We start from the raw sequence: 17,841 nt of genomic DNA, 5'->3' as shown, positions 1-17,841 counted from the left end.
GGCTCAGTCCTTATCGCGATTGTCTACAACGCGCTTCGCCTTGCCCTGAGAGCGTTCGACGTCGCCGGGGTCACCTACTACAATTTCGGTTGAAACGCCAACGACGTCCTTGATGCGTTTGGTCAGCATCCGTGCAGCGGCCGTTTTTGACAGCTCGTCGGTGGAATCGGGGGAGGATTCAACAAAGACCCGCATGGCATCCATGCGACCGGATTTGTAGAGCTCGATCTGGTAATAGGGGGCAAGACCGCCCGTTGCCATGACCTGTTCCTCGATCTGGCTGGGGAAGACGTTGACGCCGCGCAGGATCATCATGTCGTCACTGCGACCTGTAATTTTTGCCATCCGGCGCATGGACCGCGCCGTCCCCGGCAGCAGGCATGTCAGATCGCGTGTGCGATAGCGGATCATCGGCAACCCTTCTTTGGTTAGTGTCGTGAACACCAATTCTCCGGTTTCGCCATCGGGCAGGACTTCTCCGGTTGCCGGGTCGATGATTTCCGGCAGGAAGTGATCCTCCCAGATTACAGGCCCGTCTTTGGTTTCAACGCATTCATTGGCGACACCGGGGCCCATGATCTCGGACAGGCCATAGATATCGACGGCGTGCATGTCGAAGGCCGCCTCGACCTCGGCCCGCATCGCGTCAGTCCAGGGTTCGGCACCAAAAACGCCAACCTTCAGCGAGCTCTCACGTGGGTCGAGACCCGCCTTGTGGAACTGTTCAAGGATATTGAGCATGTAGGAGGGTGTAACCATGATCCCGTCAGGACGGAAATCGTTGATCAGGTTCACCTGTTTTTCGGTCTGCCCGCCCGACATCGGGACGACAGTCGCGCCAAGGCGTTCGATCCCGTAATGGGCACCTAGCCCACCGGTGAACAGCCCATAGCCGTAGGCGTTGTGAACCATGTCGCCCTTGCGCAGCCCAGACGCGCGAAGAGACCGCGCGCCAAGGTCAGCCCAGTTGTCTATGTCATTCTTTGTGTAGCCGACCACTGTCGGTTTGCCTGTTGTGCCGGAGGACGCGTGCAGGCGAATTATCTCGCTGCGCGGAACCGCAAAAAGACCAAACGGATAGTTGTCGCGCAGGTCGTTTTTATACGTGAACGGAAACTTTGACAGATCCGAAAGCTGTTGAAGATCGTCAGGATGCACGCCAGCCTCGTCAAAGCGCTGTTTGTACATCGGAACGTTTTCATAGGCGTGGCGCACGGACCACTTCAGCCGCTCAAGCTGTGTGGCGCGAATTTCGTCGATCGAGGCGATTTCGATCGGGTCCAGGTCCGCTTTGTTGGGGGAAAGGTCTTTCATCGCGTAACTCCTCCAGTCACGAAACTATTCTTGAAAATTCTGGCCGCCAATAGCGCGGGACATGCCGCGAAACTCAGCGATCAGAGTGTTGTCTTGATTGATGACGCGGACGTCGTAGATGCCGCTGCGACCGGACAGGTTCACTTCTGTCGCGGTGGCAGTCAGGCGGTCACCTTTCCGTCCCGGTGCAAGATAGCTGACCATTGTATGCTGCCCTACAGTCGCAACATTCCGGCTGTTGCAGGCAAAGGCAAAAGCACTGTCAGCAAGAGCGTGCGTGACGCCGCCATGGCAAATACCGTGTCCGTTACAGTGATGCGGCGCAACAGTCAGCGACAGGACAGCGCGCCCTTCATCGACCTCGACAAGCTCCATCCCGAACCATTTACTGGCTTCGTCATTGGCCCACATCGCTGCCGCGGATTTTTGGGCGCGTTCTTTTGGGGTCATCATTATCTTCCCTGAAAATGCGGTGCGCGTTTTTCGAGGAAACTGGACACGCCTTCGGCGTAATCAGCACTTTCCCCGCAGGTTTTCATTGCGTCCGCTTCAATTTCAAGCTGATCGGACAAGGATGTGGTGGCTGCTGTTTGAATGCACTGCTTGGTCAGACCCAAGCCAAGGGTGGGGCCGTTGGCGAGTCGCGTGGCAAGAGCGCGTGCTTCGGTCATCAGCTGATCATCGGGAAACGCCTTCCAGATCAACCCCCAGTCTTCCGCCTGTTTGGCGGTTAGGGGCATTGCTGTCAGGGCCAGCCCCTTAGCGCGCGCCTCGCCCAACAATCGGGGCAAGTGCCAGCTGCCGCCTGTGTCCGGGATCAACCCGACCTTGGAAAAACTTTGGATGAACTTCGCGCTTTCCCCGGCCAGAACCATGTCGCAGGCCAGTGCAAGGTTCGCGCCCGCGCCCGCGGCCACGCCGTTGACGGCACAAACGACCGGGAAATTCAAAGACCGGATCAGTCGAACCAGAGGGGCATAGAAAGTGCGTACAGTTTTGCCCAGGTCGGGCGGGCCATCCATTTTTGAGGGATCGCGGTCTCCAAGGTCCTGACCCGCACAAAAACCGCGCCCTGCGCCGGTCAGCAAAATCGCGCGGGCGCCTTTTTTGCGCGCATTCTTCAGCGCGTCGTGAAGGGCAAGATGCATCTCCTCATTGAACGAGTTCAGCTTGTCGGGGCGGTTCAGGGTTATTTCAACCCAGTTTCCGTGATCATGTACAAGGATCGTATCGCTCATGGCTGTCTCATCTGTTCCCGTGACAACTTAATCATTGCATTAACCGAACGGTTGGTCAATATATAAACCCGAACCGAATCTGGACTGATCAAAGGGATTGCCAATGTCGCAGCCGTCGCTGGTGAGTGTTGACTTTAAGGGCGACGTGGCCTGGGTCACGGTCGACAACCCGCCGGTGAACGCAACCTCGACGGGGGTTCGGCAGGGTCTGGCCGACGCGATCGATGCAGTTCAGAAAGCTCGGGTTGCCGTCCTGTGCTGCGCCGGTCGGACATTCATCGCAGGCGGTGATATGTCCGAGTTTGACGCGGCTCCGGCTGAGCCGCATTTGCCTGATGTTGTTCAGAAGATCGAAGACAGTAATGTGCCGTTTATCGCCTGTATGCACGGCAACGTGTTGGGTGGCGGGTTTGAAATTGCCATGGCCTGCGCGTGGCGGATCGCAGCGCCGGGCACCAGCTTTGGGCTGCCGGAAGTCAATGTAGGCCTGATCCCAGGGGCGGGGGGCACGCAACGATTGCCGCGCCTTGTTGGAATGGAAGCGGCGATCGACATCGCCTGTTCAGGAAAAATCCTGAAAGCCGAGGAAATGGCCAATCTCGGGGGAATTGATCTGATTGCCGATAACCCAAAGGCGGCTGTTCTGGACTTTGTCGCCAACCTGCCAAAGCGCCCGGCACCTGTCAGTCAACGGCCCGTCGGCGAATTCGCGTCTGACCTTCTGGAGACGAGCCGTCAGGCTTTGAAAAGAACCGCCAGGGGTCAGCAATCACCGCTGGAAAACCTTACCGCGCTCAGCTGGTCGTCAGAACCCTTTGCTGCCGCACAGCCGAAAGAGCGGGCGCGCCATCTGGCGCTGCGTCAAAGCCCAGAAAGCCGCGCCCTGCGATACGCCTTTTTTGCCGAGCGCAAGGTTGCCAGACCTACCATGATCGCAGGTGTTACCCCGCGCGATATCAGCCGGATCGCAGTTGTCGGTGGCGGGTTGATGGGGGCAGGGATCGCAACCGCAGCCCTGAATGGCGGGTTGTCGGTCACTCTGATCGAGAGGGATACGGAAGCAGCGGCCGCGGCCCATGATCGGGTTAAGGGGCTGCTAAAGGGGGCAGTCAAGCGGGGCAAGATGTCCGAAGCGCAGCTACAGGAACGCCTTTCTGCATTTCGCGCCGTTGACAGCTACTCCGAAGCTGCCGACGTTCAGTTGGCTATCGAGGCTGTGTTTGAAGACTTGTCAGTCAAGCAACAGGTTTTTGCAGAATTGGCCCGCCATATGCAGCGTGACGCGATTCTGGCCACGAACACGTCTTACCTGAGCCCGGTCGAGATTTTCGCGGGTATCGAAAATCAATCCCGGTGCATTGGCCTGCACTTCTTCAGCCCTGCCCATGTCATGAAGCTGTTGGAAGTCGTGCATACGCCGCAAACTTCGCCCGAAGTTGTCGCCACAGGGTTTGCGCTCGGAAAAAGGCTTCGCAAGGTTTCTGTCCTGTCGGGCATCTGCGATGGTTTTATCGGCAACCGGATGTTGGCTGCGTATCGGCGCGAGGCCGATTATTTGCTGGCAGATGGAGCGTTGCCTTATCAGGTGGATCAGGCAATGCGAGCTTTCGGGATGCCCATGGGGCCCTACGAGCTGCAAGATTTGACCGGCCTCCAAATTGCCTGGGCCAACCGAAAACGCAATGCCGCAACCCGCGACCCGAACGAACGTTATGTGACGATTGCTGACCAGCTGTGCGAGATGGGTCGTCTTGGCCAACGTACGGGCAAAGGATGGTATCGCTATGAAGAGGGTCATCGCGAACCGATCCGCGATCCCGAAGTGGAGGCGTTGATCGAGTCCCACTCGGCGGATCAGGGCATAACGCGGCGGGCATATGCGCAGGACGAAATCGTGTCGCGCATCCTGGCGGTGCTGGCCAACGAGGGCGCGTTGATCATTCAGCAGGGGATCGCCGAGTCCGCGGAAGCCGTCGATATGGTTCAAATTCACGGCTACGGCTTTCCGCGCTGGCGCGGCGGGCCGATGAACTATTGCAAGGAAATCGGAGCCAACACGTCGCACGCAATGATGGAAACCGTAGCCAAGGAAAGCCCCGGTTCATGGCGCGTCGCGGGTTGTCTTGGGGACAATTAACAAGTTGATGGTTACAAAAGTGACCATTAACGCATTCTTGACTCATGTTTCACAGGGAGGAGACAGAACTATGAAATTCACAAGGTTGAGCACACTTCTTGCCTCAGCTGCACTGGCCGTTTCAGGTACAGTGGCGCTTGCGGCAGACTATACGCTGACCATTTCCAGCTGGGCCCCGCCGACCCATGGCATCAATGCCAAGATGTGGCCGAAATTCGTCGAGATGATCGAAGAGGCCACCGATGGTCAGGTCACCGCCGAACTGAAGCTGGGCCTTGCCCCGCCCCCTGCGCAGATGGACCTGATCATGGATGGCGCCGCTGATGCCTCGATCATTTTCCACGGCTATCAGCCGGGCCGGTTTGTCACCACCAAGATGATCGAACTGCCCGGATATGAAGGCTCGGCCGAGGCTGCGTCGGTCGCATATTGGCGCGCATATGACACACATTTGAAGGCGGCAGATGAACACCGTGGTGTGAAAGTGATCGCTTTGCACACACATGGTCCGGCTCAGCTGCATTCCAGCAGTCCGGTGACGTCGCTGGACGAAGTCTCGGGCCTCAAGGTTCGCATCCCCGGCGGTGTTGGCGGTGACGTGGGCACGGCGTTGGGTGCAACCGGTATCCAGGTTCCTGCACCGAAAGTGTATGAAACCCTGGCCTCCAAGGCCGCAGATGGCGTCGTCATGCCCTTTGAATCCCGCAAAGGTTTCAAGCTGACGGAAGTGGCCCAGAACGTTTATGAGGTCCCTGGCGGCCTGTATCGCGGTTCGTTTGCCTTTATCATGAACGAGGACACTTTTGCTGACCTGCCCGCCGATCTGCAGGCAGCGCTGGAAGAAAACGTTTTCGGTGAACCACTGAGCCGTGAAATTGGCAAAATCTGGGATGAGATCGATGCGATCGGCCGGGAAGAAACCGAAGGCACCGAAGGCAACGCGATCCATGCCGCATCCGCTGAAGATCTGGAAAAGTTCAATGCGATTGCTGCGGATGTACGCGCCAAGGTTATCGACGAAGTCAATGGCACAGGCATCGACGCCCAGGCAGCCTATGACATGATCGTAAATGAAATGGCTGCGCAATAACGCAGTCGAGCTGGCGGATGCGATCCGCCAGCCGATTTCACCCGCTGGGGACCCGTTATGCAATCTCTCGTGACCTTTGCGCGTCGCGTCAGTATCGTGCCTACGCTGCTGGCCTGTGCCGCGCTGTTCATCCTGATGGTGATGACCTTCTTTGATGTCATCCTACGTTCTGTTTTCAATGCCCCGATCGAGGCGGCCACGGAACTGACCCGGATCCTGATGGCCGTCCTCGTGTTCTCGGTCTTGCCGATGATCTCGGCAGGGAAGGGTCAAATCGCTGTGGATTTGACGGATGGGCTGTTTTCACGCCTGCGGTTAAGTCGGGTACGTGATGCAATTGTGTATCTGTTCTCTGGCATTATGCTTTTTTGGCCAATTCAGCGTGTCTGGGTATTGGCTGAACGTGCGCGGGATTACGGGGACGTCACGGAATATCTTTCGATCCCAGTCTTCTATGTAGGCTGGTTTATCTCGGGGTTCATAGCGATCACCGCTGTTGCAATGATCATCACCGGCTTCTTGCACTTCTTTGCCCCCCATACCTTGTCGGAGCACCCCCAATGACCGCTGCGCTGATCGGTTTTGTTCTTGTTCTTGTTCTTGTGCTGGTGCGCTTGCCTATCGTGTTTGCAATGGGATTGGTCGGAACGCTTGGCTTTGCCTATGAACGCGGCGGCAGCATTCTGTCCGAGCGCGGGTTAAAGGCCGCGATGTCGATGGTGGGTCGTCAGATCACCGACACCGCGCAGGATTACGGCCTGTCGGTGGTCCCGCTGTTCATCCTTATGGGCCTATTCGTGAACAAGGGTGGGCTTGCGCGTGAGCTTTACGCAGTTTCAAACGCTTTTCTGGGCCATTTTCGGGGTGGTATCGCCATGGCGACGGTTGCGGCATGCGGAGGCTTTTCAGCCATTTGCGGCTCGTCTCTGGCAACGGCGGCCACCATGTCCAAGGTCGCAATGCCGGAGATGCGCCGCTATGGCTATTCCGACGAGCTGTCGACAGCATCGATTGCAGCGGGCGGCACACTTGGAATTCTTATTCCGCCGTCGGTGATCCTGGTCATCTACGGGCTGCTGACCGAAACCTCGATTGGGAAACTTTTCGTTGCGGGTATCATTCCCGGCCTGCTTGGCATTCTGTTCTACCTGCTCGCCGTGCGCTGGACCGTCGCACGCAAGCCCGAGTCGGGACCGGCGGGTGAACGTCACGGCTGGGCCGAGCGTCTGTCGGCGGTGCGCTCAGTCTGGGCCGTATTGCTGCTGTTCTTTCTGGTGATTGGCGGATTGTACGGTGCATTCGATTTTCATCCACTGAACCTGACCTTCAGCCCGACCGAGGCGGCAGGCATGGGCGCAATGGGCGCTTTCCTGATCGCGCTGTCACGAGGCGGGCTTACTTTGGGGTCGACTTTTGAGGTGCTGAAGGAAACCACCTATACCGCCGCGGCATTGTTCTCGGTTCTGATCGGGGCACAGATCTTTTCGAATTTCATCAACCTTGCCGGTCTGCCCGAAGCGCTCATCGCGTTGGTTACGGCCTATGACGTTGAACCTTTTGTGGTGATCCTGATGATCCTTGGGATCTACATCATTTTGGGTTGCGTCTTTGAATCCCTGTCGATGCTGCTGCTGACAGTGCCGATCTTTTTCCCGCTGGTCACGTCGTTGGGGTATGACCCGATCTGGTTCGGCATTGTTGTGGTTGTCGTGACCGAAATCAGCCTGATCACTCCACCCGTCGGATTGAACGTTTTCATTCTGAAAGGCGTGGTCGGAGATGTGTCAACAGGAACAATCTTCAAGGGTGTTACTCCGTTCTGGGTAGCGGATATCTTCCGGCTGGCCCTGATCGTTCTGGTGCCATGGTTAGTGTTGGTTCTGCCTGAACAAATGGGGGCGATGGGGCACTGATGTTCTCTCTGACCGCGCTTCCGGACGGGTTTCACACAGACCCCTATCCTGCCTACGCCGTTATGCGCGAAGATACGCCCGTCTGCTGGCAACGTGACGGATCGGTTATCCTGTCCCGATACGAGGATCTGGACCTTGTTTACCGGGACACCTCGCGATTCATATCGGACAAGAAAGCGGTATTTGGTCCCAAATACGGGGTCGACAGCCCCTTGTATGAACACCACACCACCAGTTTGGTGTTTAATGACCCGCCGCTGCATACCCGTGTTCGCAAGGTAATGGTCGGCGCGATGAATCCGCGCGCGTTGGCGCAAATGGAACCGGGTCTGATTCAGCTTGTCGATGGGCTGCTGGACGAGATGCAGGTCAAGGGCAACGTCGAACTGATCGAGGATTTTGCCGGGGCAATCCCGATCGAGATCATCGGCAATCTGCTGGGTATACCACGATCCGAACGCGGGCCATTGCGCGATTGGTCTCTGGCCATTCTTGGTGCTTTGGAGCCGCAATTGACGCCGGAGCAGGAAGAGTGGGGTAATCGCTCGGTCTCGGACTTCAAAGACTTCCTGCGGCATATCATCGAGGATCGTCGCGCCAACCCCGGAGATCCGGCAACGGATGTCCTGACCCGGCTGATCCAGGACGACACGGATGGTGGCCTGACCGAGGTCGAGCTGTATCAGAACTGCATTTTCATCCTGAATGCTGGGCATGAGACCACAACGAACCTGATCGGCAACGCATTGGAGCTGTTGGACCGGCACCGCGACAAGCGGGCGGAGTTGCTGGCCGACCCGGATCTGATCGGTTCGGCGGTGGACGAGTTTCTGCGGCTGGAAAGCCCGAACCAGTTCGGCAATCGCCTGACCACCGTTGATGTAACGTTCCACGGTCAGACCATTCCGGCAGGTACTGATGTTCATCTGTGTATCGGTGCGGCCAACCGTGACCCACGGCAGTTTGACCAGCCCGACGAGATGATCTTGGACAGACGCCCCAACAAGCATCACGCCTTTGCCGGAGGGCCTCATACCTGCGTTGGTCTGACCCTCGCGCGTCTGGAGGGGCGGGTGGCCGTGGGCCGGTTTCTGGCCCGTTTTCCAGACTATCGCATCAACGACGGCGCCGAACGGGGCGGGCGTATCCGGTTTCGGGGGTTTGCACGATTACCCGCGCGGGTCTGAAAAATCAGGCGAGGGAAATATACTCGGTAATTGATTGACCGACCGTACGGTTTAAAATATGATTTTACGAGACCGGCTTGTGGCAGCGCGGGGATCGCGACAAAGATGAGGAGACGCTCATGACTATCCAACAGATTTCCAGCTTTGCAGCCGGTGAGTGGGTTTCGCCCGGCGAGGGTGCTCGCGCGATAGCTAGCGCTGTGACCGGCGAGGTTATCGCCACAGCGGGTAACAATGCTTTGGATGTCCAGGGTATGTTGGACTATGCGCGCAATGTCGGGGGGCCGGCACTGCGCAAAATGACGTTCCATGAACGGGCCAAAATGCTCAAGGCGCTGTCCGTCCATTTGGGGCAGCACAAGCAGGCGATGTATGATTTGTCTTTCAACACCGGCGCCACGCAATCGGATCATATGATTGATATCGACGGCGGCATCGGAACGATGTTTGTCTTTGCCGCAAAAGGCCGTCGTGAAATGCCGGACGGACATGTCTATCTGGATGGCGATGTCGAGCAGCTTTCGCGCAACGGCACTTTCCTGGGGCAGCACATCTGCACCCCGCTGCAAGGTGTGGCAATTCATATCAACGCGTTCAATTTTCCGGTTTGGGGGATGCTGGAAAAGCTTGCCCCAACCCTTCTGGCGGGCGTTCCGGCGATTGTAAAACCCGCCACAAGCTCGTGTTATGTGACCGAGCTATGTGTCAGGTTGATGCTTGAGTCCGACATCTTGCCAGCGGGTGCATTGCAGTTGGTCTCGGGTGGTTTGGGTGACATGCTGGACCGTCTGACCATACAGGACGTGGTCAGCTTTACCGGATCCGCTGATACAGCCCTGAAACTGCGCTCCAACCCGGTGATCCTTGAGAACTCGGTACGGTTTGTCGCGGAACAGGACAGCCTGAACTGTTCGATCCTTGGCCCCGATGCCGCGCCGGGCACGCCGGAATTTGACCTCTTCGTGAAGGAAGTCCAGCGCGAGATGACCACGAAGGCAGGGCAGAAATGCACCGCAATCCGTCGGATCATCGCGCCCGAACCGCAGGTACAGGCGGTAATCGAAGCGTTGTCGGCACGTCTGGCGAAAACGACCATTGGCGACCCAAAGCTGGAAACCACCCGCATGGGGGCGTTGGTTTCGAACGGTCAGAAGCGTGATGTTCTGGAAAAGGCCGCCATTCTCGGCCAAGAGGCCGAGCGTGTCTTCGGCAACCCCGATGATTTCGTGGTTGAGGGCGCTGATGCCGAAAAGGGTGCGTTCCTGCCGCCCATGCTCTTCCATTGCGCCAATCCTGACGCGGCGCAGCGCGTGCACGACACCGAAGCCTTTGGTCCGGTCAGCACAGTGATGGGGTATCGCGATCTTGACCATGCCATTGAGCTGGCGAACCGTGGGCAGGGCTCTTTGGTGGCGTCGGTGATCACCCATGATCCCGAGGTTGCGCGACAGGTTGCCATGGGATCAGGGGCGTATCACGGGCGTCTGTATTTCAACAACCGTGACTCGATGAAGGAATCCACCGGTCATGGTTCTCCTCTGCCGCACATGGTTCATGGCGGTCCGGGACGCGCCGGTGGCGGTGAAGAAATGGGCGGGGTACGGGGTGTGAAACACTATATGCAGCGCACCGCCATTCAGGGTTCGCCCAATCTGCTGACAGCGATTGGCCGGAAATGGGTGCCTGGCGCGACCGAAGTCGAAGGTCCAACTCATCCCTTTACCCGTCGGTTTCACGATCTGTCGATTGGCGAGACCCTTCACACGGCGCCAAGAACCATCACCATGGAGGACATTGAACACTTCGCCAATTTCACCGGTGATACCTTCTATGCGCATATGGATCAGGCGGCGGCGGAACGTAACCCGTTCTTCCCCGGCCGCGTTGCACATGGATACTTGCTGTTGTCTTTCGCAGCCGGATTGTTCGTCGAACCGAACGAGGGACCGGTTTTGGCAAATACCGGTCTTGACGGGCTGCGTTTCATGAAACCGGTCGAGGCAGGTGACACAATCAAGGTGCGTTTGACGGTCAAGCACAAGACCAAGCGCAATGATGACTACGGCGAGGTTCGCTGGCACGTTACCCTGACACAGCAGGATGATGAGCTGGTCGCAGAATACGAGTTGCTGACCATGGTTGCCTACTAGGCACAAGTGCAGGTGCGCAGGGGCTGGATGGCATTTCCCTCCGGCCCGATTATACTGTGCTTATGAAAGATACGGCTCCAGAATGGTTCGAAACCTGCGTCAGCCAGTTGACCACAACTGGCACGCAACGTGTGTGGTCAGTTCTGGTCACGATATTCGGTGATCTGGCCCAGAGCGGGTCTGACCAGGTTAGCGGCGCGTTGATCACAGCACTGACCAACCTTGCGGGGATCAAGGCCGAAGCCACGCGTGTTGCGCTGCACAGGCTGCGCAAGGAAGGCTGGATCGAAAGCACGCGGGTCGGGCGAAACAGCGTGCACAGACTGACCGAATATGGCCGCAGTCAAAGCGCCGCCGCTGCCCCGCGCATCTATTCCAGCGAGACGAATACGCCAGAAACCTGGCATGTGCTTGTTGCCAGCAGTTCAGAAAGTTCGCGAAAAGAGCTGGCAGATCTGATGCTTACTGGAGACTATATTTCAGTTAACCACACAACAGCCATGTCGGCAGGACCCGTCCCGGAGAACCTTGAAGAACTGCTGGGTGTTGAAAGCAGCGCTACTTCGATCCCCGGCTGGCTGCGCGACCTTTGTGGCCCTGAAGTGCTGAAGTCTGCCTATGATCAGTTTTTGCATTCCATTCAAATCACCGAGCAAATGCTGCCTGTCGATGGCGTCGGCGATCCGCTTAAAATAGCGGTGCTGCGCGTATTGATTGTGCATGGGTGGCGTCGTTTGGTCCTGCGCCATCCGTCCCTGCCTCCGGCCTTTTTGCCCGCCGATTGGAAGGGCGCGGAGTGTCGCGCGGCGGTGTCCCGACTGCTGGGACAATTGTCCAAACCGGATCTTGCAACGCTGGAATCTGCGGCGGGTGGTTGACTCGTTTTTTGCCGAGCTCGGGATGGCGCTCTTGGGGGTTGGAAGACGGATGTGAAAGAAGTGCCATTTAATGTTACAGAAAGCTGACAGAAGCGATTACGTGGTAACATAATGCTTGCGCCGAATCGATTGAGCATTTATTAACCGACCAGACGGTTAATGACTTGTGTTCCAACAGGAGACCCAATTGATGGACGCCTTCATCTGCGACGCAACCCGCACCCCGATTGGGCGGTATGGTGGTGCGCTTTCATCGGTTCGCACGGATGATCTGGCGGCTATCCCGCTGGCGGCCCTGATGGCGCGCAACCCGCAAGTCGACTGGACCAGTGTGGATGACGTCATTTATGGCGATGCCAACCAGGCAGGAGAGAGCAATCGCAACGTTGCCCGGATGGCGGCACTGCTTGCTGGATTGCCGACGGACGTGCCGGGAACAACGATAAACCGCTTGTGCGCCAGTGGTATGGATGCTGTCGGAATGGCGGCGCGTGGTATCAAGGCAGGCGATTATGATCTTGCTGTTGCGGGTGGCGTGGAAAGCATGTCGCGCGCACCGTTTGTAATGCCCAAAGCGACGTCGGCGTTTACGCGCAGCAATGCGGTTTACGACACCACGATTGGCTGGCGCTTTGTGAACCCAAGGCTAAAGCAGCAGTATGGCGTCGATTCCATGCCGCAAACGGCTGACAATGTCGCTGAAGATTATGGGATCAGCCGTGAAGACCAGGACGCCTTTGCCGCGCGCAGTCAGGCACGATGGGCTGCGGCGCACGCGGCAGGCGTGTTCCAAGAGGAAATCACACCGGTTTCAATTCCGCAGCGCAAGGGCGATCCGATTGTTGTCGATACGGATGAACATCCTCGCCCGGGAACCACAGCGGAAAAACTCTCGGGCCTCAAGGGTGTGAACGGGCCGGAGAAAACAGTGACCGCTGGGAATGCCTCGGGCGTGAATGACGGTGCCGCCGCGATCCTGATGGCGAATGAAGTGGCAGTGGCAAAGAATGGTTTGACCCCGATTGCCCGTGTGGTCGGTATGTCTGTCGCGGGCGTCGAGCCTCGGGTCATGGGTATTGGTCCGGTTCCTGCCAGCCGAAAGGTTTTGGCGCGCGCGGGGCTGAGCATCGACCAGATGGATGTGATCGAATTGAACGAGGCGTTTGCGTCGCAAGGTCTGGCTACACTGCGAGAGCTTGGCCTGCCCGATGACGCCGCCCATGTGAACCCGAATGGCGGTGCAATCGCCCTTGGTCATCCATTGGGAATGAGCGGCGCCCGACTTGTGTTGACCGCAGCGTACCAACTGAAACGCACCAAAGGGCGCTATGCGCTTTGCACAATGTGCGTCGGCGTCGGGCAAGGCGCTGCACTTATTCTTGAACGCGTGTAACGGAGGAGGCGGGACATGTATGCTCAGATGGTAGAATCCGAGGCGTCAAACGATGATCCTGAAAAGCTTGCTGAATTTCAGGCGCGGATCGACGCGGATATCAAGATTGAACCCAAGGACTGGATGCCTCAGGGGTATCGCAAGACGCTGATCCGCCAGATCGGACAGCACGCGCATTCCGAGATCGTCGGGCAATTGCCCGAAGGGAACTGGATCACGCGTGCGCCGACGCTGCAACGCAAGGCGATCCTTCTGGCCAAGGTGCAGGATGAAGCCGGCCATGGGCTCTACCTTTATTGTGCGGCCGAAACACTGGGTGTCAGCCGCGATGAGATCACCGAGATGCTGCTGGACGGTCGCATGAAATACTCGTCGATCTTCAATTACCCGACGCTGAACTGGGCGGATATTGGCGCGGTCGGATGGCTGGTCGATGGCGCTGCAATCATGAATCAAGTGCCGCTGCAAAGAACGTCTTACGGGCCGTACTCACGCGCCATGATCCGCATCTGCAAGGAAGAAAGCTTCCATCAGCGCCAAGGCTATGACGCGATCCGCAAAATGGCCGAAGGCACGCCCGAGCAGCGCAAGATGGCGCAGGACGCGATGAATCGCTTCTGGTACCCGTCGTTGATGATGTTTGGACCGTCCGACAAGGATTCTGTCCACTCCGCGCAGTCGATGGCTTGGAAGATCAAGATCAACACCAATGATGAGCTGCGCCAGAAATTCGTCGACCAGACCGTCCCACAGGCCGAATATCTGGGACTGACAATCCCCGACCCGAACCTGAAGTGGAACGAAGAGCGCGGGCATTACGATTTCTCAGAGCCGGATTGGTCGGAATTCTTCGATGTGATCAAGGGCAACGGCCCCTGCAACGTCGACCGACTGGCGGCGCGCAACAAGGCTTGGGATGACGGCAAATGGGTGCGTGACGGGCTGTTGGCCCACGCCCGCAAGAAACAGGCCGGCAATCTGGCTGCCGAATAAGCTTACCCTGAGGAGGAAACCCGATGAATACCGAATGGCCCCTGTGGGAAATCTTCATCCGCGGTCAACATGGGATGAGCCACCGACATGTCGGCTCGCTGCATGCCCCGGACGCGGAAATGGCGATCAAGAACGCACGCGACGTCTATACCCGCCGCAACGAAGGCGTCTCGATTTGGGTGGTAGAAGCCAACAACATCTCGGCCTCGTCGCCCAGTGACAAAGGTCCGTTGTATGAGCCCAGCGAAAGCAAAGTGTACCGACACCCGACCTTTTTCGACATCCCCGAAGAAGTGGGGGCGATGTGATGACCCGCGACGAAGCGTTTCAGCAGTTCCTGCTGCGGATGGGGGACAATACCCTGATCCTGGGCCATCGCGTCAGCGAATGGTGCGGCCACGCGCCAGTGTTGGAGGAGGATATTGCACTGGCCAACACGGCGCTGGACCTGATTGGGCAGACCCAGATGTGGCTTGGCCTTGCCGGAGAGATAGGCGGCGGCAAAACCGCCGATGATCTGGCATTTCTGCGCGACGCGTGGGATTTCCGCAATGTGTTGTTGGTCGAGGTTCCGAACGGTGATTTCGGCCGCACCCTGATGCGCCAGTTCCTGTTCGATGCCTGGCATTCGATCATGCTCGGCCGTCTTCTGACATCTTCTGATGATCGTGTCGCCGCGATTGCTGCCAAAGCCAGCAAGGAAGTCGCCTATCATCTCGAGCGTTCGGCAGAAACGGTCGTAGGTCTGGGTGATGGAACCGAAGAAAGTCACACCCGGATGCAGGCGGCGCTGGATTACCTCTGGCCCTATGTGGGCGAGATGTTTGTCAGCGATGACATCGACGCTCAGATGGCTGCGGCCGGGATCGCGCCGAACCCGGCCGATCTGCGCGAAGAATATGATGCGCTGGTCAAACGGGTTCTGGCCAAGGCGACATTGACCCTTCCGGAAAGCCGATTTGCCCATAAAGGCGGGCGGGACGGGCGCATGCATACCGAACATCTGGGCCATCTGCTGACGCAGATGCAGTGGCTGCAGCGCGCCTATCCCGGTGCAAGCTGGTAAAAGCGGATGCGGGTGTCGACTGACCAGATATGGAGCTGGCTGGATGCCGTGCCCGATCCCGAAATCCCGGTTATTTCCGTCGTGGATTTGGGCATTGTGCGCGATGTGCGCTGGGACGCTGACACTCTGGTCGTAACCGTCACGCCAACCTATTCCGGTTGCCCGGCGACATCCATCATCAGTATGGATATCGAAACCGCCCTGCGCGATCACGGCATCGGAGATCTGCGCATAGAAACCTGCATCTCACCAGCCTGGACAACTGATTGGCTGAGCGAAAAAGGTCGCGCCAAGCTGGAAGAGTTTGGCATCGCCCCGCCACAACCGGCGGGCGGGCCAGAGCGCTGCCCGCATTGCGGCAGTAAAGCGGTTGAAAAGGTCAGCCAATTCGGCTCGACCCCGTGCAAGGCCCATTGGCGCTGCACTGACTGCCTGGAACCCTTTGACTATTTCAAGTGCATCTGAGGAGGAGCACCGGATGGCACGTTTTCATGACCTGAAAGTCACCGACATCCACAAAACCATCCGCGATGCGGTTGTCGTGACGCTTGAGCCTGTCAACGGCGCGGCGGATCAGTTCGATTTCACCGCAGGCCAATACCTGACGTTTCGCCGCGACTTTGACGGAGAAGAGCTGCGCCGGTCCTACTCCATTTGTGCGGGCAAGGATGACGGGGTACTGCAAGTCGGGATCAAACGTGTCGAGGGCGGCGCATTCTCCAGTTGGGCCAATTCCGAGCTTAACGTCGGGGACGTTGTGCAGGCGATGCCACCGATGGGCAGCTTTCACACACCGATCGAAGCTGATGCGGAAAAGCAGTATATCGGTTTTGCTGGCGGCTCTGGCATCACGCCGGTTCTGTCGATCCTGAAGACAACACTGACCCGCGAACCCAAATCCCGCTTTACGCTGATCTACGCCAACAAGGGCATCAACACGATCATGTTCCGCGAGGAGCTGGAAGACCTGAAAAACCTCTATATGGGCCGCCTGAACGTAATCCATATTCTTGAGGCGGATGCGCAGGAAATAGACCTGTTCACCGGTCTGGTGACGCAGGAAAAATGCGCCGACCTTTTCAAACATTGGGTCGACATTCAGAACGTGGACACAGCTTTTATCTGCGGCCCCGAGCCGATGATGCTGGGGATAGCGGCCGCGTTGCGCGCGCATGGTCTTGACGACAGGCAGATCAAGTTTGAACTCTTTGCCAGCGCTCAGCCGGGCCGGGCCAAACGCAAGGAAGGTTCGGCAGATGCGGGCACGCAGGCGAACCAAACCAGCGCATCGATCACTCTTGATGGGTCCACTCAGACGATAACTCTGCCCAAGGACCAATCCATTCTGGACGCAGCCTTGGAAAATGCTATGGACGCCCCATACGCCTGTAAGGCCGGTGTCTGTTCAACCTGCCGCTGCCGCGTTTTGGAAGGCGAGGTCGAGATGCTCGCCAATCACGCGCTAGAGGATTACGAGGTTGAAAAAGGCTATGTGCTGAGCTGTCAGGCCTATCCGGTCACCGACCGCGTGGTCGTGGACTACGACCAGTAAAGGGAGAAGACCGATGACTGACACCATGACACTCGACAGCTATCTGGCCGCAGGCGGTGTGCTGACCAACCCAACCAATGTTCCGCCACGCTACCGCGCCGAACTCATGAAGCTGATGGCCACGTTCGTGGACAGCGAACTTGCCGGTGCTGCCGGATTCGCCGACATCATCAATCAGGGGCCGGGCATCAAGGAACGGATCGCAGCCGCCAGGATTGTTCTTGAGAAAACGGATCACGCCGATCAGGTTCTCAGGATAATGGGTGAGTTTGGGGCCGATACCGAGAGATATGCCACACATCATCCGTGGACGGCTCGCTTGAATCGTGACGCAGATATCGGCGCGACCCGCAGCGCACATGACATGCGTCTTGCCGTATTCAATTATCCGATCTCGGGCTGGACCGACGCGGTCATCATGAACATGCTGATGAGCCGTGCGGTCATGGAACAACTGGCCGAGTTTTCAATGGTTTCCTATCAACCGTTGGCTGAAGCTTTCCGCAGCATCGCCCCGGTCGAAGCCCATCATGGCGCGTTGGCGTTGGAAGGTGCTGTAAAGCTTTCCAGGAACGGAGAGACAGAGCAGATGCAGGACGCGGTTAACTATTGGTGGCCCCGTGTCGCTGTGTCCTTTGGTGGCGATGATCTGAAACGGTTTGAGCTTCTGAAATCGCTGGGCTTGCGCCACAATGGCAACAACGCACTGAAAGAGCGTTGGGTTCAGACGGCAGGTGCCGCCGTGAAACAGCTGGGCCTCAAACCACCGGTCTAGTTCAGTGTGAACACCAAAGGCGGGTTGAGAGGCAATTCCGGGCGCGGGCGATGAGAAGCTCGCCCGGCGGTGCAAATCTCCGATGCGGCCCGATCATCCCCTTAGGTATTGTTAGTCCACCCGGTTCTGAGAGCAATGACCTGACGTTTCACGCC

The 17,841-nt window shown here is 57.8% G+C and carries 17 protein-coding genes; 14 read left to right on the top strand and 3 right to left on the bottom strand.

The genetic code is table 11. The features are described 5' to 3' along the window. Window positions 1-3 precede the first annotated feature (3 nt). The 3 genes from paaK to paaG are packed head-to-tail and all read right to left on the bottom strand — an operon-like array spanning window position 4 to window position 2,552. Window positions 4-1,314 carry a phenylacetate--CoA ligase PaaK gene (gene paaK, locus ACR3E2_RS18465; RefSeq protein ID WP_267365260.1) on the bottom strand — a complete coding sequence of 437 codons (1,311 nt, stop codon included), beginning with the start codon at window positions 1,312-1,314 and terminating at the stop codon, window positions 4-6. Between the two features lie 24 nt (window positions 1,315-1,338). Continuing rightward, window positions 1,339-1,764 carry a hydroxyphenylacetyl-CoA thioesterase PaaI gene (gene paaI / locus ACR3E2_RS18460; RefSeq protein WP_480484868.1) on the bottom strand — a complete coding sequence of 142 codons (426 nt, stop codon included), beginning with the start codon at window positions 1,762-1,764 and terminating at the stop codon, window positions 1,339-1,341. A 2-nt stretch (window positions 1,765-1,766) separates the two neighbouring features. Next, window positions 1,767-2,552: a 2-(1,2-epoxy-1,2-dihydrophenyl)acetyl-CoA isomerase PaaG gene (gene paaG, locus ACR3E2_RS18455; RefSeq protein WP_480484861.1), complete on the bottom strand. Its 786-nt coding sequence runs from the start codon at window positions 2,550-2,552 to the stop codon at window positions 1,767-1,769. Window positions 2,553-2,655: 103 nt separating this feature from the next. Between paaG and ACR3E2_RS18450 the strand changes: the two genes are divergently transcribed. From ACR3E2_RS18450 to ACR3E2_RS18385, 14 genes are all read left to right on the top strand, one after another. Continuing rightward, window positions 2,656-4,689 carry an FAD-dependent oxidoreductase gene (locus tag ACR3E2_RS18450; protein ID WP_480484860.1) on the top strand — a complete coding sequence of 678 codons (2,034 nt, stop codon included), beginning with the start codon at window positions 2,656-2,658 and terminating at the stop codon, window positions 4,687-4,689. Window positions 4,690-4,759: 70 nt separating this feature from the next. Next, a complete protein-coding gene (locus ACR3E2_RS18445; RefSeq protein ID WP_480484859.1) occupies window positions 4,760-5,779 on the top strand; it encodes a TRAP transporter substrate-binding protein in 1,020 nt (339 codons plus the stop codon). A 57-nt stretch (window positions 5,780-5,836) separates the two neighbouring features. After that, window positions 5,837-6,343 (top strand): TRAP transporter small permease, encoded by a 507-nt coding sequence (locus ACR3E2_RS18440; protein WP_209507551.1) that lies wholly within the window; start codon window positions 5,837-5,839, stop codon window positions 6,341-6,343. After that, window positions 6,340-7,692 (top strand): TRAP transporter large permease, encoded by a 1,353-nt coding sequence (locus tag ACR3E2_RS18435; RefSeq protein ID WP_480478172.1) that lies wholly within the window; start codon window positions 6,340-6,342, stop codon window positions 7,690-7,692. The genes ACR3E2_RS18440 and ACR3E2_RS18435 overlap by 4 nt, the downstream gene beginning before the upstream one ends. Continuing rightward, a complete protein-coding gene (locus tag ACR3E2_RS18430; RefSeq protein WP_480484858.1) occupies window positions 7,692-8,879 on the top strand; it encodes a cytochrome P450 in 1,188 nt (395 codons plus the stop codon). Before ACR3E2_RS18435 ends, ACR3E2_RS18430 begins: the two co-directional genes overlap by 1 nt. A gap of 119 nt (window positions 8,880-8,998) precedes the next feature. Then, entirely contained in the window at window positions 8,999-11,029 is a 2,031-nt protein-coding gene (paaZ, locus tag ACR3E2_RS18425; protein WP_480484857.1) for a phenylacetic acid degradation bifunctional protein PaaZ, read from the top strand. 62 nt (window positions 11,030-11,091) lie between these two features. Then, window positions 11,092-11,907, top strand: coding sequence for a PaaX family transcriptional regulator C-terminal domain-containing protein (locus tag ACR3E2_RS18420; RefSeq protein WP_480484856.1), 816 nt, complete (start codon window positions 11,092-11,094; stop codon window positions 11,905-11,907). Between the two features lie 190 nt (window positions 11,908-12,097). After that, a complete protein-coding gene (gene pcaF / locus ACR3E2_RS18415; RefSeq protein WP_480484855.1) occupies window positions 12,098-13,300 on the top strand; it encodes a 3-oxoadipyl-CoA thiolase in 1,203 nt (400 codons plus the stop codon). A gap of 15 nt (window positions 13,301-13,315) precedes the next feature. Next, window positions 13,316-14,293 (top strand): 1,2-phenylacetyl-CoA epoxidase subunit PaaA, encoded by a 978-nt coding sequence (paaA, locus tag ACR3E2_RS18410; protein WP_480476985.1) that lies wholly within the window; start codon window positions 13,316-13,318, stop codon window positions 14,291-14,293. Window positions 14,294-14,316: 23 nt separating this feature from the next. Continuing rightward, a complete protein-coding gene (gene paaB, locus ACR3E2_RS18405; RefSeq protein ID WP_209507558.1) occupies window positions 14,317-14,601 on the top strand; it encodes a 1,2-phenylacetyl-CoA epoxidase subunit PaaB in 285 nt (94 codons plus the stop codon). Next, window positions 14,601-15,359: a 1,2-phenylacetyl-CoA epoxidase subunit PaaC gene (gene paaC / locus ACR3E2_RS18400; protein WP_480484854.1), complete on the top strand. Its 759-nt coding sequence runs from the start codon at window positions 14,601-14,603 to the stop codon at window positions 15,357-15,359. The genes paaB and paaC overlap by 1 nt, the downstream gene beginning before the upstream one ends. A gap of 6 nt (window positions 15,360-15,365) precedes the next feature. Next, on the top strand, window positions 15,366-15,824 hold the full coding sequence (gene paaD, locus ACR3E2_RS18395) for a 1,2-phenylacetyl-CoA epoxidase subunit PaaD (RefSeq protein WP_209507560.1): 459 nt from the start codon (window positions 15,366-15,368) through the stop codon (window positions 15,822-15,824). A 13-nt stretch (window positions 15,825-15,837) separates the two neighbouring features. Beyond that, window positions 15,838-16,911 carry a 2Fe-2S iron-sulfur cluster-binding protein gene (locus ACR3E2_RS18390; protein ID WP_480484853.1) on the top strand — a complete coding sequence of 358 codons (1,074 nt, stop codon included), beginning with the start codon at window positions 15,838-15,840 and terminating at the stop codon, window positions 16,909-16,911. Between the two features lie 13 nt (window positions 16,912-16,924). Next, entirely contained in the window at window positions 16,925-17,686 is a 762-nt protein-coding gene (locus ACR3E2_RS18385) for a Phenylacetic acid catabolic protein (protein ID WP_480484852.1), read from the top strand. Window positions 17,687-17,841: the final 155 nt, after the last annotated feature.

The sequence above is a fragment of the Ruegeria sp. AL7 genome, assembly GCF_056536105.1.
The sequence above is the reverse complement of the archived record's forward strand: the minus strand, read 5'-3'. Positions and strand labels throughout refer to the sequence as shown.

What these genes read in the sequence shown, in the direction of transcription:
- paaK (WP_267365260.1), bottom strand. Translation starts at nt 1,314, where the DNA reads ATGAAAGACCTTTCCCCCAACAAAGCGGACCTGGACCCGATCGAAATC.
- paaI (WP_480484868.1), bottom strand. Translation starts at nt 1,764, where the DNA reads ATGACCCCAAAAGAACGCGCCCAAAAATCCGCGGCAGCGATGTGGGCC.
- paaG (WP_480484861.1), bottom strand. Translation starts at nt 2,552, where the DNA reads ATGAGCGATACGATCCTTGTACATGATCACGGAAACTGGGTTGAAATA.
- ACR3E2_RS18450 (WP_480484860.1), top strand. Translation starts at nt 2,656, where the DNA reads ATGTCGCAGCCGTCGCTGGTGAGTGTTGACTTTAAGGGCGACGTGGCC.
- ACR3E2_RS18445 (WP_480484859.1), top strand. Translation starts at nt 4,760, where the DNA reads ATGAAATTCACAAGGTTGAGCACACTTCTTGCCTCAGCTGCACTGGCC.
- ACR3E2_RS18440 (WP_209507551.1), top strand. Translation starts at nt 5,837, where the DNA reads ATGCAATCTCTCGTGACCTTTGCGCGTCGCGTCAGTATCGTGCCTACG.
- ACR3E2_RS18435 (WP_480478172.1), top strand. Translation starts at nt 6,340, where the DNA reads ATGACCGCTGCGCTGATCGGTTTTGTTCTTGTTCTTGTTCTTGTGCTG.
- ACR3E2_RS18430 (WP_480484858.1), top strand. Translation starts at nt 7,692, where the DNA reads ATGTTCTCTCTGACCGCGCTTCCGGACGGGTTTCACACAGACCCCTAT.
- paaZ (WP_480484857.1), top strand. Translation starts at nt 8,999, where the DNA reads ATGACTATCCAACAGATTTCCAGCTTTGCAGCCGGTGAGTGGGTTTCG.
- ACR3E2_RS18420 (WP_480484856.1), top strand. Translation starts at nt 11,092, where the DNA reads ATGAAAGATACGGCTCCAGAATGGTTCGAAACCTGCGTCAGCCAGTTG.
- pcaF (WP_480484855.1), top strand. Translation starts at nt 12,098, where the DNA reads ATGGACGCCTTCATCTGCGACGCAACCCGCACCCCGATTGGGCGGTAT.
- paaA (WP_480476985.1), top strand. Translation starts at nt 13,316, where the DNA reads ATGTATGCTCAGATGGTAGAATCCGAGGCGTCAAACGATGATCCTGAA.
- paaB (WP_209507558.1), top strand. Translation starts at nt 14,317, where the DNA reads ATGAATACCGAATGGCCCCTGTGGGAAATCTTCATCCGCGGTCAACAT.
- paaC (WP_480484854.1), top strand. Translation starts at nt 14,601, where the DNA reads ATGACCCGCGACGAAGCGTTTCAGCAGTTCCTGCTGCGGATGGGGGAC.
- paaD (WP_209507560.1), top strand. Translation starts at nt 15,366, where the DNA reads ATGCGGGTGTCGACTGACCAGATATGGAGCTGGCTGGATGCCGTGCCC.
- ACR3E2_RS18390 (WP_480484853.1), top strand. Translation starts at nt 15,838, where the DNA reads ATGGCACGTTTTCATGACCTGAAAGTCACCGACATCCACAAAACCATC.
- ACR3E2_RS18385 (WP_480484852.1), top strand. Translation starts at nt 16,925, where the DNA reads ATGACTGACACCATGACACTCGACAGCTATCTGGCCGCAGGCGGTGTG.